At 32.8% G+C, this 14464-nt stretch carries 12 protein-coding genes, 2 tRNA genes and 1 pseudogene; 10 read left to right on the forward strand and 5 right to left on the reverse strand.

Annotation, left to right across the window (positions count from 1 at the left end):
* The first annotated feature begins 7 nt into the window (after positions 1-7).
* The 8 genes from murC (at position 8) to EQM05_RS15080 (ending at position 5945) form a co-directional block, all read left to right on the forward strand.
* Complete coding sequence (gene murC / locus EQM05_RS15040) at positions 8-1384, forward strand: UDP-N-acetylmuramate--L-alanine ligase (RefSeq protein WP_128750892.1); 1377 nt, start codon at positions 8-10, stop codon at positions 1382-1384.
* Between the two features lie 64 nt (positions 1385-1448).
* Positions 1449-1763 (forward strand): hypothetical protein, encoded by a 315-nt coding sequence (locus EQM05_RS15045; RefSeq protein ID WP_128750893.1) that lies wholly within the window; start codon positions 1449-1451, stop codon positions 1761-1763.
* A gap of 98 nt (positions 1764-1861) precedes the next feature.
* A tRNA-Pro gene (locus EQM05_RS15050) sits at positions 1862-1937 on the forward strand.
* Positions 1938-2057: 120 nt separating this feature from the next.
* A tRNA-Pro gene (locus EQM05_RS15055) sits at positions 2058-2133 on the forward strand.
* Between the two features lie 66 nt (positions 2134-2199).
* Positions 2200-3549: a [Fe-Fe] hydrogenase large subunit C-terminal domain-containing protein gene (locus EQM05_RS15060; protein ID WP_128750894.1), complete on the forward strand. Its 1350-nt coding sequence runs from the start codon at positions 2200-2202 to the stop codon at positions 3547-3549.
* Positions 3550-3681: 132 nt separating this feature from the next.
* Positions 3682-4335, forward strand: coding sequence for an HAD family phosphatase (locus EQM05_RS15070; RefSeq protein ID WP_128750895.1), 654 nt, complete (start codon positions 3682-3684; stop codon positions 4333-4335).
* Between the two features lie 55 nt (positions 4336-4390).
* Complete coding sequence (locus EQM05_RS15075) at positions 4391-4804, forward strand: hypothetical protein (RefSeq protein WP_128750896.1); 414 nt, start codon at positions 4391-4393, stop codon at positions 4802-4804.
* Between the two features lie 58 nt (positions 4805-4862).
* A complete protein-coding gene (locus EQM05_RS15080) occupies positions 4863-5945 on the forward strand; it encodes an FAD:protein FMN transferase (RefSeq protein ID WP_128750897.1) in 1083 nt (360 codons plus the stop codon).
* An 82-nt stretch (positions 5946-6027) separates the two neighbouring features.
* On the opposite strand, the gene EQM05_RS15085 is transcribed toward EQM05_RS15080, so the two are convergent.
* On the reverse strand, positions 6028-7614 hold the full coding sequence (locus EQM05_RS15085) for a peptidoglycan-binding protein (RefSeq protein ID WP_128750898.1): 1587 nt from the start codon (positions 7612-7614) through the stop codon (positions 6028-6030).
* Between the two features lie 226 nt (positions 7615-7840).
* Here EQM05_RS15085 and EQM05_RS15090 point away from each other — a divergent pair, with 226 nt between their 5' ends.
* Complete coding sequence (locus tag EQM05_RS15090) at positions 7841-9016, forward strand: class I SAM-dependent rRNA methyltransferase (RefSeq protein WP_128750899.1); 1176 nt, start codon at positions 7841-7843, stop codon at positions 9014-9016.
* A gap of 109 nt (positions 9017-9125) precedes the next feature.
* Positions 9126-10754 carry an IS1182 family transposase gene (locus tag EQM05_RS15095; RefSeq protein WP_128748411.1) on the forward strand — a complete coding sequence of 543 codons (1629 nt, stop codon included), beginning with the start codon at positions 9126-9128 and terminating at the stop codon, positions 10752-10754.
* 194 nt (positions 10755-10948) lie between these two features.
* On the opposite strand, the gene EQM05_RS15100 is transcribed toward EQM05_RS15095, so the two are convergent.
* The 4 genes and pseudogenes from EQM05_RS15100 to EQM05_RS15115 all read right to left on the reverse strand — a co-directional run bounded on the left by EQM05_RS15100 (position 10949) and on the right by EQM05_RS15115 (position 14438).
* Positions 10949-11686 carry a 2-phosphosulfolactate phosphatase family protein gene (locus EQM05_RS15100; protein ID WP_128750900.1) on the reverse strand — a complete coding sequence of 246 codons (738 nt, stop codon included), beginning with the start codon at positions 11684-11686 and terminating at the stop codon, positions 10949-10951.
* Positions 11687-11844: 158 nt separating this feature from the next.
* The gene (locus EQM05_RS15105) at positions 11845-13017 is read right to left on the reverse strand and encodes an RNA-guided endonuclease TnpB family protein (protein ID WP_205694149.1); all 1173 of its coding nucleotides are present in this window, start codon (positions 13015-13017) and stop codon (positions 11845-11847) included.
* Positions 12980-13270: pseudogene (locus EQM05_RS16390) on the reverse strand (recombinase family protein); the annotation flags it as partial. The pseudogene EQM05_RS16390 and the gene EQM05_RS15105, both read right to left, overlap by 38 nt.
* A 145-nt stretch (positions 13271-13415) precedes the next feature.
* Positions 13416-14438 (reverse strand): LacI family DNA-binding transcriptional regulator, encoded by a 1023-nt coding sequence (locus tag EQM05_RS15115; RefSeq protein WP_128750902.1) that lies wholly within the window; start codon positions 14436-14438, stop codon positions 13416-13418.
* Between the last annotated feature and the right edge of the window lie 26 nt (positions 14439-14464).

The following is a 14464-nucleotide window of genomic DNA, read 5'->3' on the forward strand; positions in this document are numbered from 1 at the left end:
GGTTATTTTGTCATTAGATTTTCTTCCAAGCAAAGAAACTAAAGTTCATTTTATAGGTATTGGTGGAATAAGTATGAGCGGGCTTGCTGAAATACTTCTTCAGAAAGGTTATAAAGTTTCCGGATCAGACATGAAAGTTTCTGAGACAACTTTAAAACTGCAGTCCATGGGAGCTGAGATTTATATAGGTCATAAAGCAGAAAATGTTATTAATTCAAATTTAGTGGTATATACAGCTGCTATAGCACAGGATAATGAAGAACTTTTAAATGCCAGGAAATTAAATATACCATTACTTACCAGAGCTGAATTTTTAGGTAAAATTATGAATGGCCATAAGTATAACGTAGCTGTTTCTGGTACTCATGGTAAAACTACTACAACATCCATGTTATCTCACATAACTGTTCATGCTGATTTAGATCCTACAATACTGGTTGGTGGAGAGTTAGATCTGATAAATGGAAATGTAAGAACAGGCAGCAGTGAATATTTTATAACTGAAGCCTGTGAATACAAAAAATCTTTTTTAAGCTTTTTCCCTTATATTGGCATTATATTGAATATCGATGCAGATCACTTGGATTTTTACAAGGATTTAGATGATATTGAAGATGCCTTTTATCATTTTGCAAAGCTTATTCCTGATGAGGGGTATTTAATTGCAAACAACGAAGATGAAAGAATTCAAAATATCATTAAAAAAGTAAATTGCAGCATAATAACCTTTGGTTTAACCTCAGGTGATTTCACTGCAGCAAATATAGTATTTGATTCATTAGGAAATGCAGCTTTTGATGTGGTTCATAACAATAATGTTATAGGTAAAGTTCATTTAAATGTACCGGGAAAGCATAACATTTTAAATGCTCTGGCAAGTCTTAGCTGCGCATATGTATTAAAAATCCCTATGGATTCAGCTATAAAAGGATTGGAGACCTTCGGCGGCACACATAGGAGATTTGAAATCAAAGGTGTTAAAAATGGTATTACAGTTATTGATGACTATGCTCATCATCCTACTGAAATAAAAGCAACACTTACTGCAGCTTTAAATTTTCCTCATAATAAAATATTTAGTGTTTTCCAGCCTCATACCTATTCAAGAACTCTTGCTTTATTAGATGATTTTTCTAAATCATTTTTTAATACTGACACCTTGCTGTTGGCAGATATCTATGCTGCCCGTGAAAAGGATACAGGCATTATAAGCTCAAAAATCCTTGGAGATAAAATCAGAGAGCTTGGAGTCAGGTGCATAAACTTTAATGATTTTAACAGCATAGTTGAATATCTTAATAAGGAAGCAGCTTCTGGCGATATTATACTTACTATAGGAGCAGGAGATATCTACAAAGTTGGAGAAATGTTTTTAAATAAATAATAGTGTAAAACCTTCTCAAAATGGGGATAATAATGATACAAACCAAATGAGGAGGTTTTTTTATATGAAAAATTTCATTATATCTGCATTTGCGGACCTGATATTAATTTTAGCAGCCTACTTCATTTTTAGAAGTGTAATCAGCGGTCCAACACGACATAGATTATATGAAAAGTTTTTTAGCTCCATGTCAAGATTTATTATAGTTTTATTTATAGTATCAATTTCTGTTACTGGTATTATTGCATTAATACTTTATAAAACCAGATATATTTCATATATAAATATAATATCACCGGGTGTTTTATCCATTTTAGTTGGATTTTTAATGTCAACAGTGCCAACACGTGGTGCAGGGGATGAAAAAAGCAAACAGTAATATATACTTTGAAATCTATGCAGTGTGTTTTTTGAAAAGTATATACATAAATTATCATTGATTTTTTTATGTGCAGCAGTTATAATAAAAACTGTTGCCGGGGTGTAGCGCAGATGGGAGCGCGCGTGGTTTGGGACCATGAGGTCGCAGGTTCAATCCCTGTCACCCCGACCAAGAGAGTTGTTTTTACAACTCTCTTTAAATTTAAAAAACCATATTAAAATTCCAATATTTATTCTTTTATAATCATAATATTATTGAATTATGTTATTTTATTTAATATAATAAATCTATCGGGGTGTAGCGCAGATGGGAGCGCGTATGCTTCGGGAGCATAAGGACGCAAGTTCGAGCCTTGTCACCCCGACCATCATTTCGTATATTTTCTGTAAAGTTTCTAATATTTTCAGATAATTTCTATAAAAGGAGTGATTTTATGAAAGAGAACTATAGTGAGTTATTTAAAGCCATTGTAAAAGCATATTATAATGATGACTTTGAAAAAGCAGTAAATGAATTGTTAGAATCATCTGAAATTGAAAAACAGCAGCTTAAGAATGTTATTGCATCACTTTGCGGTGTTGAAGTTGATTTTAATAGTGATAATTACATAGATTCTTTAATAAATGCAATACATACATATGAAGCTAAACATAAGATTGTAAACCATGTCAAATCCTGCTCAATGGATTGCGTGGATTCTGATGGAAAGACTTCATGTCAAAAAGCTTGTCCTTTCGATGCTATCTTTATTGATACTGAAAGGCATACTACAAGAATAGATAATGATAAGTGCGCTGATTGTGGATTTTGTGTTGATGCTTGTCCAAGTGGAGGTATACTAGATAAAGTTGAGTTTATACCTCTTATTAATTTATTAAAAGGTAATACACCTGTAATTGCTGCAGTGGCTCCAGCTATTGTTGGCCAGTTTGGTTCTGATGTTTCCATTGATCAAATGAGATCTGCATTTAAAAAAATCGGCTTTACAGATATGATTGAAGTAGCATTCTTTGCTGATATGCTTACACTAAAAGAAGCAATAGAATTTGACCATCATGTAAAAGACAAAGATGATTTAATGATTACTTCATGCTGCTGCCCTATGTGGGTTGGCATGCTTAAAAGAGTTTACAACGATATGGTTAAGTACGTTTCACCATCAGTTTCTCCAATGATTGCTGCTGGAAGGGTGCTTAAATATTTAAATCCAGATTGTAAAGTTGTCTTTGTAGGCCCATGCATTGCTAAAAAAGCAGAAGCTAAGAATGAGGATTTAATTGGAGATATTGATTTTGTTCTTACATTTTCCGAAGTTAAAGATACTTTCAAAAGTCTTAATGTTGATCCAGGTAAGCTTAGTCCTGACACATCATCTGAATATGCATCAAAGGGCGGAAGATTATATGCAAGAACCGGTGGAGTTTCCATAGCTGTTAAAGATGCAGTTGAAAGATTATTTCCCGAGAAATATAAACTATTTAAAGCAATTCAGGCAAATGGTGTAAAAGAATGCAAAGAAATATTGTCAAAAGCACAAAATGGTCAGGTAGATGCTAATTTTATCGAAGGAATGGGCTGTATCGGTGGATGCGTTGGTGGTCCTAAGGCACTTATTCCAAAAGAACAAGGTACTGAGTTTGTAAATGAATTTGCTAATAATTCTGAAATCACTGTAGCCGTTGATAGTAACTGCATGAATGAAATTCTACACAAGCTTAAGATTAATACTGTTGAAGATTATAAAAAAGAAGATAAAACAAAAATATTTGAAAGGGAATTCTAATTCTAAGTAGGAATATCCAGAATGTATTTGGGTGTTTACTATCCTACACATGTTTTTGCAGGTTCTATTTTAGGTTCTGTAACCTCAGTTTGTATTTTTCTATTAATATAGATAGAAAGAAGATGTTTGCTAATGTTTGACAACATAAAAGGTGCCATCTTTGACATGGATGGCACTATAATTGACTCTATGTGGGTATGGAGCAGAATTGACAGGGATTATTTAAAGAAGAGGGGAACTGAGGTACCAGAAGATTTATATGATAATATAGGGCATTTAAGTTTCAATGAAACAGCTGAATATTTTAAAGATAGATTTAATATTTCTGACTCTGTAGAAAATATACAGGAGGAATGGAACCGTATGGCCTTTGATGAATACTCTAAAAATGTAAAACTTAAACCAGGAGTAAAGAAGTTTTTAAATATATTAAAAGCAAAAAATATTAAAATTTCTGTTGCGTCAAGTAATAGCTTAACTCTAATTGAGGCTGCATTAAAAAGCAATGATGTATATAATCTTTTTGATTCCATTACTACTACAGATGAAGTAAAAAGAAATAAAAATTTTCCTGATGTATATTTATTAGCAGCTAAAAAATTAGGACTTGCCCCTTATGAATGTGTTGTCTTTGAGGATATTTTACCTGCTATAATAGGAGCAAAAGCCTCAGGTGCAAAAGTTATCGGTGTCCATGATTTTTATTCTAAAAATCAAATGAAAGACATTATAGAAAAAGCTGACAGCTATATTTTTGAATATAATGAACTTCTGGAAATGATGTAATAATGTTATCTTATACGAATATAATATAATATATAATTTATTTGGAGGACGCTTTATGCTGTTGTTCTTATTCATTTTATTATTATGTGCCGCATTAAGCATATCCTACTATTTTGCAAATAAAATGTCTGATCAGCATAAACAGATAATATTACTACGAACACAAAATGACAGATTAAAAAACAAAATAATAAAAAATGATCATACTTCGCAAAATATTAAAATTAAATATATGGAACCGCCATTTGAAATTGGAACCACCTGCAGGAAATGCAGATTATATTTATGCCCTATGGAGGACTCCATTATATTAGCTGATTTAGAAGCTGAAACTGTGGTGAATATTCATGATAGTGCAGAAGTTTCAGGTGTTACCTGGTTTCAGGTATCATTTCTATGTGAGACGGAAATCAATAATAAAGGCTGGCTGCAGTGTGATAAAATAAAATCAGAAAAGTTAATAACATAGAATAATTCTATGTTATTAATTTTACAAAAAACATACTATAAAAAAATGGGGGAAAAATATGAAAAGGATATTCAAAGCATTACTAATCTGTGCTTTATCACTAATGTTTCTTGTGTCCTGCAGCAGAGGCAGTAAATCAAGTGGGACAACCTCTCAGCATCCAGATGATCAGCCTTATGAGCAGACAAATACAATGATGGATACTGTTATAACTCTAAAAGCCTATGGTACCAACGCAAAGACTGCTGTGGATGAAAGTTTCAAAAGGCTGGATGAGATTGACAAACTTGCAAGCACTACCATAAGTACAAGCGATGTTTATAAAATTAATGCTGCAGCAGGAAAAGAGTATGTAAAAGTACATCCTGAGATTATTAAGATGATAGAAACATCAATAAGGTACTCAAAACTCAGCGGTGGTGCATTTGATATAACTACTGGCCCAATAATAAATCTATGGGGTATTGGAACAGATAAAGAGAGACTGCCTTCTGGCCCTGAAATAAAAACAAAGCTTTCACTAGTAGGATATAATAATATCAGCATTAATAAATCAGATAATAGTGTTATGCTCCAGAAAGAAGGAATGGCTATTGATTTGGGGGGCCTTGCTAAAGGCTTTGCTGCTGATGAAGTGCTTAAAATATATGACAAATACGAAATTAAAAAAGGTCTTATTAATTTAGGCTCCAGCACCATATATGCAGTTGGCACAAATCAGGATGGTAAGCCTTGGTCAGTTGGAATCAAACATCCTAGAAATGATGACAGCAGCACTTATTTAGGAATTATAAGAATTTCAAATCAGGCACTGTCTACCTCTGGTGATTATGAAAGATTTTTCATAAAGGATGGCAAAAGATATCACCATATAATTAACCCATCTACCGGGTACCCCGCAGATACCGGGGTAATGTCTGATACAATAGTAATAGACAACAAAGTACCAGATAAAAATATGGTAGCTGATATCCTAACTACTACAGTTTTTGTTCTGGGACCACAGAAGGGCATTCAGTTTGTTGATAATTTGGAAGGTGTATCCTGTGAAATTACAGGAACTGACAATAAAATATATACATCAAAAGGTTTTAAGGATAAGATTTCAAACCTGGGAAGTGACTTTAAATTTGCTAACTAAGCCAAGATTATCTAAAAGATATTTTAACTTATAAAAGAGGTTTTGCCATATTGTTTTTATGGTAAAACCTCTTTTTAACCTTTTATTTAGTTGTTAACCATTGCTGTCCTGTTATGGTGCTGTCTGCATCCATTTTGAATGTAGATTTATATTCAGAAGAAGTAAAATATATATTTCCATCAACAATAGCATCAACCAGCTTAAAGTTTGGTGCTGAAACATAAATATCTCCTTTGAAAACTCCATGTTCAATACTTGCGCTTGGACTATTAACTGTTAGTTTAGGTGCTGTTATCATAAATCTTCCATCAGTAACCTTATTATCATTGTGTGCATAAAGAGCTATTTTTCTCTGCTGAACTGGTGGAGTTTTTGTGTTATTAAATGTTCCATCTAAAACAATTTCTTTATTAAAAGTTAAATTGTCAAGAACTGCAATAATCCACTTTCCATCTTTGCTTATTGCTTTTTCAAAAGCATCATTATTATTTACTATTGAAGCTGATGTTTCAACATCCACATCCGAATTTAATTTTAATTCCTGTTTTCCTGTTATAGCTGTTTTATCGTCGCCAGCTTTATCATCTATTTTAAATGTATCTTTAGCTGCCTTATTAGTAAAGTAGATATTACCATCAATATTGGCATTAATTAACTTGAAATAAGGTGCTGACACATAAATGTCGCCCTTGAAGTTTCCATGTTCAATACTTGCATATGGACTTAAAATAGTTAATTTTGGAGCTGTTAAAGTAAATCTGCCAGTTACGACATGTTTATCATCCTGTGAATAAAGGGCTATTTTACGCTGAATAGCTGGTGGAGTTTTTGTGTTTACAAACTGTCCGTCAAGAACCAGTGCTTTATCTGTTGTCACATTTTTTGTTATAGAAATAATCCATTTGCCGCCCTTTGATTTTGGTGCTATGGCCTTTTGGAATGCATCTGCATTATCAACTATAGAAGCAGCTGATACCACATCCACTGGAGGCTGTGGTGCTGGCTTTTCCGGAGTTGTTGGAGTTGTTGGTGCTGGTGGTACAACAGCAGTTACTTTTGCATTTAACGCTGCAAAGGTTTTCGGGCCAGCTAGTCCATCAACTGCAAGGCCATTTGATTTCTGAAAGTTTTTAACTGCATTTAATGTTAATGATCCAAAGATGCCGTCAACATTAAGGCTATATCCAGCCTTATTCAGGTTCTCCTGAAGATATCTAACACCGCTTCCTGAGCTGCCTCTTCCAAGTACAGCTGTTGGTGTAGTTGGATTTAATTCTCCATACGTATTTGGTCCAACTATTCCATCAACTGCAAGACCATGCTGCTTCTGGAAGTCCTTAACTGCATTTAAGGTTAATGGTCCAAAAAAGCCATCAACATTAAGCTTATACCCATAATTATTAAGATTGGATTGTAGTGATTTAACAGCACTTCCTGAAGAACCTATTCTAAGTAAAACTGAAGAATTTGTTGATCCGTAATTGGCTTTACTACCGGTTGATGTATTCTTTGGCGGGGCTGGTGCTGGCGTTGGAGCTGTTGGAGTTCCATTTGTAGCTGCTGAAACAACATCCACGCCAACCGGACTTACATTTATGGTACCTTGCACAGCCAAAAATGAACATGTTACTACTGCTGCACATACTGTAGCTTTTAACCTTTTGTTCATAATATTTACCCCCTTAATTTAATTTAATTAATTTTCATAATATTCCAATATTCATTGTATCATGATTATGGTAAAATTTACATATTCCATTAGTAATACTGTATTCCTTTTTGGCATAACTTGTCCTAAAAATAAAATAGCGGCAATAATACTTTATATATAAAACTACTATATAATTTACTGTTGTGGTATACTACTTAAGGAAATAAACTTGGAGGTAACTTATATGGCTTGTAAATTTTACTTATATAGAGGAAAAGGGCTAAAGGCCGAGAATGGTCATCCATGGATTTACTCAAATGAGATCGAAGGTTATGATGGTGAATATACTAATGGTGACATTGTAGAGGTATATAATTTCAAAAATGATTTTATTGGGAAGGCATACATAAATGATGTTTCTAAGATCGCTCTTAGAATAATGACAAGGGATATTGATGAAGACATAAATGAGGACTTTTTTCGAAAAAGGCTGTTAAGTGCCTGGGAATATAGAAAGAAGGTAATTGATACCTCAAGCTGCAGGGTTTTATTTGGAGAAGCTGATTTTCTTCCTGGACTTATTATTGATAAATATGAGGACTATTATGTTATACAATCATTAGCATTAGGTATAGATAAATATAAAGATATAATTGTTAAAATATTAAATGAAGATTTTAATGCTAAGGGAATATATGAAAGAAGCGACGTGAGAGTACGTGAACTGGAAGGCATGGAACAAAGAAAGGGATTCCTTTCTGATGCTTTTGATACCAAAATTCAAATAGTAGAAAATGGCGTTAAATATATTGTGGATATTGAAAACGGACAGAAAACTGGTTTCTTCCTGGATCAAAAAGAAAACAGGAAATCAATTCACAAAATATGCAGAAATGCCGATGTATTAGATTGTTTTACCCATACAGGATCATTTGCACTAAACGCTGGAATTGCTGGTGCAAGAAGTGTTTTAGGACTGGATATATCTAATTTAGCTATTGAAGATGCAAAGAAAAATGCAGAATTAAACAATTTATCTAACATTGTTAAGTTTGAATGCCACAATGCATTTGATGTTCTTCATGAATGGTCAAAAGAGGGCAGAAAGTACGATGTGGTAATCCTGGATCCTCCTGCATTTACCAAGTCTAAATCAACAGTTAAAGGTGCAGTGAGAGGTTACAAAGAGATAAATTTAAGGGGCATAAAAATGGTAAAACCGGGTGGTTTTCTGGTTACATGCTCATGTTCTCATTTTATGGATCCCCAGTTATTCAGTGAAACTATAAAAGATGCTGCTAAGGATGCCAGAAGGATGCTAAGGCAGGTTGAGTTCAGGACTCAGGCCTGTGATCACCCAATATTATGGAATTCTGATGAGTCATATTATCTTAAATTTTATATACTTCAGGTAGTTTAAATAATATAAAAATGGGGCTGTTGCACTAAAATAATTGGTGCGGCAGCTTTTTTACATAAAAATAAATCTTCCACTCGAAAGAGTGAAAGATTTATAGTAAAATTAACATATGAGAAAATACATTAATTCACACAAAAATTATACTTTATATCGTGGAAATTATCAATTAAAACTTCCATTAAATATTGAGTACATGATTCCCAATAATGATTCAGTGCGTTTGCTAAGTCAATTTGTAGAGGAGATGGATTTAACAGATTTATATTCGACTTATTCCCGAATAAGGGAAAATCAGGCTACGCCACGTCAGATGCTGAAGATTGTACTTTACTCCTATATGAATCATAATTATTCATCAAGAGCAATGGAGCTATCCTGCAAAAGAGATGTAAATTTCATGTACCTTTTAGAAGGTTCACCAGCACCAGATCATTCTACTTTTGCAAGATTTCGTAGTATTCATTTTGCCCCGTGCTCAGAAACAATAATGGCTGAAATGTCAAATTTTCTTTATGAGATTGGAGAAATATCAGGAGATACTATATTTATTGATGGTACAAAGATAGAGGCATGTGCTAACAAGTATACTTTCGTCTGGAAAAAAGCAGTTTCAAAAAACCTGGAGAGATTACTTTCTAAATTAGCTGATTTTGTAGCCGAATGTGAGGAATTGTATGGAATAAAGCTTGTATACGAAAACAAAGTAAAAATGAAACATGTAAAAAAGCTACGCAAAAAGCTTTACGCCTTGAAAAAGGAAGAAAATATTGAATTTGTACATGGATGTGGTAAAAGGAAAACTCCTATTCAACGTTCTATTGAAAAACTTGAGGAATACCTTAGAAAGTTAAAAGAATATACACAGAAAATCCATACCTGCGGTAAACGTAATAGCTATTCCAAGACAGATAAAGATGCAACCTTTATGAGGATGAAAGAGGATGCTATGAAAAATGGTCAGTTAAAACCAGGTTACAATGTTCAGAATGGAGTAGATTCCCAATATATAGTATGGGTTACTGTTTGCGATAAGCCTGGGGACACAACAACATTGATTCCATTTATAAAAAGCATGGAGAATTCCTTGTACTTTAAGTATTTTAAAATTGATGCGGATTCAGGTTACGAGAGTGAAGAAAATTATCTTTATATCAAAGAAAATGGACAGCTATCATATATTAAACCAGCAAATTATGAAATATCAAAAACAAGAAAATATAAACATGATATAAGCAGAATAGAAAACATGGATTATACTGAATTGGGCGATTATTATACTTGCAAAAATAATAAGAAACTAACAGTAAATAAAATAGTAAAAAGGAAAAGTAAGACTGGCTATATAAGTGAAAAAACAATCTATACTTGTGAGGACTGCAGTAACTGTGTTTACAAGAGTAAATGCATAAGAGGACATAACTGTAAAACGCCATTAGAAGAAAGGGTTAAAAATCTTGAGACTTCAAAACTATTCAACATGCTTCGCAAAGAGGATCTTGAAAGAATTATAAGTGATGATGGTTGCGAGTTGAGAATGAATCGAAGTATTCAAGCCGAAGGCTCTTTTGGAGAGATAAAACAGGATATGGGATTTCGTAGATATCTATGCAAAGGTAAAAAGAATGTTTTGGCAGAAAGTATTTTGTTAGCAATGGCACATAATATAAATAAGCTACATAATAAAATTCAGTTAGATAGAACTGAAACGCATCTTTTTCCACTTAAAAAAGGTGCATAATTATCAAACTTTAAAATTTTAAAAACTCTGCAAATCAAAAAAAGCCTTAATATGAAAGGCTTATTAAAGTGCGTCTTTTTTTAATTATCAAGCTCATTGGGGACTAAAATATCATTAAATTTTCTATAAAACACAAAAAAAATGCTGCCGCGTTAGCATATTTTTTTATGCTAATGCGACAGCCCCATTTTAAGTTAAATAGCTTGTTCACCTATAGAGCTTGTATTCACAATTATACCATCTTTGTATTCTGGTACAACTGTAGTAGTATCCTTCTTGCAGCAATATTCCAGATCATCTTCCAGATTTAATCTTTTTATAGTTTTGTAATGACTTGCTTTTTCTATAAATCCGTATATTCCCTTATTCTGGCTGTAAATATAATGAGCTGTTTTTGCTACATCAGTAAGTTCGGTATAAGGTGCCTTTTTTAAAATACAATCAATAATATATCCGCTGCATATAAAATCATCAATTGAAAACTGTCCATAAGTTCCGGCATTTACTATAGTTACATCATTATCTAATTTGATTACCTTATTAGCCACAGCATTGGAATTTATCATTGCTGCTATGATTATATTTTTAGCACCTTCACATCCCTTTATAGCCCTTGTCCCATTAGTTGTGGTCATTACTACAGTTTTATTTTTAACCACATTTTCAGTATACTCCAATGGTGAATTTGCGCAGTCAAACCCATCTATTTTAACAGCTCTTCTTTCTCCGCCTAATATGTACTTGTCCCTATCTTTGTTAGCTATTGAAAAGGCTTCTTCTATTGTCAATACAGGTATAACAGCTGTACATCCATTTGCTATAGCTGTAGTAATCACTGAAGTAGCCCTTAGCATATCAATTACAACAGCAGATTTATCCTTAATCTTTGATTCCTTTATATCATCAGTTGAAATTATTATGTCAATTTTCATTGGTACCCTGCTACTCAAAATATGGTCAAATGTACCCATACTGAGAAAATTCCTGTTTCATTGTACCCTGCCTTGCCTAAGCTACTACAGTTTGTATAGCACTCCACAGGCGTAAATTCCCGAAATAGCCTTCGGTACACATATAAGCGCTTGTTTAATTAAGCTATCTTATATTCTTTAGCATTAGCTAAATTGATTGAAGCATTTAAATCCCTATCAATAGAAGTATTGCAATTATCACATTTATACACCCTATCTGATAGTTTTAAATCTTTCTTAATCCTGCCGCAGCAACTACAGGTTTTACTACTTGGATAAAATCTATCAACTATTCTTACTTCAATACCATCTTGTTTACTTTTTGAAATAAGTTTAATTCTAAATTCATAAAACTTTTGCTGTGCAACTGCCTTTGCTAAATGTCTATTCTTCATCATTCCTCTTACATTCAAATCTTCTATTGTTATAAAGCTTGGTTTTTGCTTTATTAACTCATGCACAATCTTATTAATATAATCGGTTCTAATATTCGTAAGTCTTTGATGAAGTTTTTGCACCTTGACTATTTGTTTTTGGATATTTTGACGAGTAGTTTCCCCCTTCTCTTTTTTATTTCTTAATTTTAAATTTTCATATTTTCTTGAAAGTTTTCTTTGCTCACGTTTCAGTTTCTTTTCAATTTTCTTAACTTTTATAGTCTTATTAATATTCTTTTTAGTTATTCCATTAGAATAAACTGCAAATTCTTTAATCCCCAAATCGATGCCTATTCCAATAGATGTAGTTTTATTGTTTGTTTTAGTATCTTCATCAACTAATACAGAAACATAATATCTATCAGCTTTCTGACTTACTGTACCACTGGTTATTCTGCCATTAGTTGGTATATAGCCGTATTCTTTGAGTCTAATCCAGCCTAAAGTTGGTATTTTAATTCTATGCCTTTCAATAGTCCAATCAGTTTTATTGTTTTTAGGGAAGTAGGCTTTAGCGTCTTGGTTTTTCTTTTTCTTGAATTTTGGGAAGCCAGCTTCACCTTTGAAGAACTTCTTAAAAGCTTTTTCTCCACTCATAATAGCCTGTTTAACTGCTTTAGAAGATACTTCTTTTATCCAAAGTTTATCTACATTGCTAGGAATATACTCATTGTTAAGCCATTTAGAAAAATCCATGCCGTTAACAAATTTTTTTTCTTTTTCATAAACTTCTTTATTATGTGCAACATAAAAGTTATATACGAACCTGCTTACACCAATTGTTCGATGAATTTTTATTATCTGCTCTTCTGTTGGTTTAATTTCTGTTTTGTATGCTTTTTTCAACTTCTTCATCTTCCTTTATTTTTTTTATACTTTCTTAAGCCATAAATTCTGCAGCTAAAAACATGAAGTATTGAGATTACTGATGTCCTTCACTCATCAATAAGTTTATCCCATTTTTGCGATTATAATTCAATCCACTCCCATAATCTTCAATCACTTCATCTACAATAATTCCTTTTGCATTAGCATATTGTTTAAGAAATATAACTTGATTTTTTAAATCATCTTTTTGATTAGAAGTTGAAACCCTTGTATATATAACTACCTTTAATAATTCAGCAAATTCTTTAGGCCTATAGTTCTTACTCAAATATAGTCACTGCTTTCTTGTGATTATATTATATCATACCTGAGTACATTTGCATATAAGATTATAAACTATTTTATTTCTCCTAAAAAATAATAAATTACTGTTTATTTGAATCCAAAAATGATTCCCTGTATATCAGCTTAGTTGGTACAATTACTTTATTCTCTTTAGTACTGCCTTTTATTTTTCCTATCATCAGCCTTGCAGACTCATATCCAAGCATTGGTGCATTTATATCAACTGAAGTCAGTGAAGGTTTAACGAATTCAGCCAGGGGAACATTATTGAAACTTATAATTTCTATATCCTCCGGTATTTTAAGTCCTGCTTCTTTAATAGCATCCATAGCACCAAATGCCATAACATCATCGGTAGCTACCACCGCTGTAGGAATATCTTTTAGCTGAAGCAGCTCTTTCATTTTCAGATAGCCGCATTCCTTTGTGAATTCGCATTCCTTAATGAGCTCCCTTGCAAAAGGTATTTTGTATTTTAATAATGCATTCCTATATCCATCTAATCTGTCTAATGAAACTATTAATTTTAATTTTCCTCCTAGTAATGCAATATTCTTATGCCCTTTTTTTATAAGCTTTTCAGTTACATTATAGCATGCCTCCACATTATCATTATCAACATAAAGCACTCCCTTAGCTTTCATGGGTTTACCAATTATTAATACAGGTAATTTTAATCTTCTCACAGTATCCAGTATAACATTATCCACAGAGGAATACATTATAATAATGCCATCTACCATTCCCCCCATGGCAATGTTGCTTATTGATTCCAATTGTTCATCATCATTATTCCCAGTGGAAAGAAGAATGCAGTATCCCTGTTCATGTGCAGCTGCAGCAATACCACTCAGGGCTTCCGGGAAGAAAGGATTCAGGAAAGCCATTTGAGTTGATTGAGGCATAACAATGCCAATGGTTTTTGTAGATTTATTAACAAGACTTCTGGCAATGGCATTTGGATGATATTCAAGTTCCTCCATTGCCTCTTTAACATTTTTTTTAGTTTCATCGCTTATTCTTGGGCTGTCAGATATTACTCTTGACACTGTAGATGTGGCCACACCAGCTAGTTTAGCCACTTCCTTTATTGTTACCTTCATAGTTATTACCTCTTTAAATATATAGA

It is taken from the genome of Clostridium sp. JN-9, assembly GCF_004103695.1.
Lineage (GTDB): Bacteria > Bacillota > Clostridia > Clostridiales > Clostridiaceae > JN-9.

What these genes read in the sequence shown, in the direction of transcription:
- EQM05_RS15100 (WP_128750900.1), bottom strand. Translation starts at nt 11,686, where the DNA reads ATGAAAATTGACATAATAATTTCAACTGATGATATAAAGGAATCAAAG.
- EQM05_RS15105 (WP_205694149.1), bottom strand. Translation starts at nt 13,017, where the DNA reads ATGAAGAAGTTGAAAAAAGCATACAAAACAGAAATTAAACCAACAGAA.
- EQM05_RS15045 (WP_128750893.1), top strand. Translation starts at nt 1,449, where the DNA reads ATGAAAAATTTCATTATATCTGCATTTGCGGACCTGATATTAATTTTA.
- EQM05_RS15085 (WP_128750898.1), bottom strand. Translation starts at nt 7,614, where the DNA reads ATGAACAAAAGGTTAAAAGCTACAGTATGTGCAGCAGTAGTAACATGT.
- EQM05_RS15080 (WP_128750897.1), top strand. Translation starts at nt 4,863, where the DNA reads ATGAAAAGGATATTCAAAGCATTACTAATCTGTGCTTTATCACTAATG.
- EQM05_RS15095 (WP_128748411.1), top strand. Translation starts at nt 9,126, where the DNA reads ATGAGAAAATACATTAATTCACACAAAAATTATACTTTATATCGTGGA.
- EQM05_RS15075 (WP_128750896.1), top strand. Translation starts at nt 4,391, where the DNA reads ATGCTGTTGTTCTTATTCATTTTATTATTATGTGCCGCATTAAGCATA.
- EQM05_RS15070 (WP_128750895.1), top strand. Translation starts at nt 3,682, where the DNA reads ATGTTTGACAACATAAAAGGTGCCATCTTTGACATGGATGGCACTATA.
- EQM05_RS15090 (WP_128750899.1), top strand. Translation starts at nt 7,841, where the DNA reads ATGGCTTGTAAATTTTACTTATATAGAGGAAAAGGGCTAAAGGCCGAG.
- EQM05_RS15115 (WP_128750902.1), bottom strand. Translation starts at nt 14,438, where the DNA reads ATGAAGGTAACAATAAAGGAAGTGGCTAAACTAGCTGGTGTGGCCACA.
- EQM05_RS15060 (WP_128750894.1), top strand. Translation starts at nt 2,200, where the DNA reads ATGAAAGAGAACTATAGTGAGTTATTTAAAGCCATTGTAAAAGCATAT.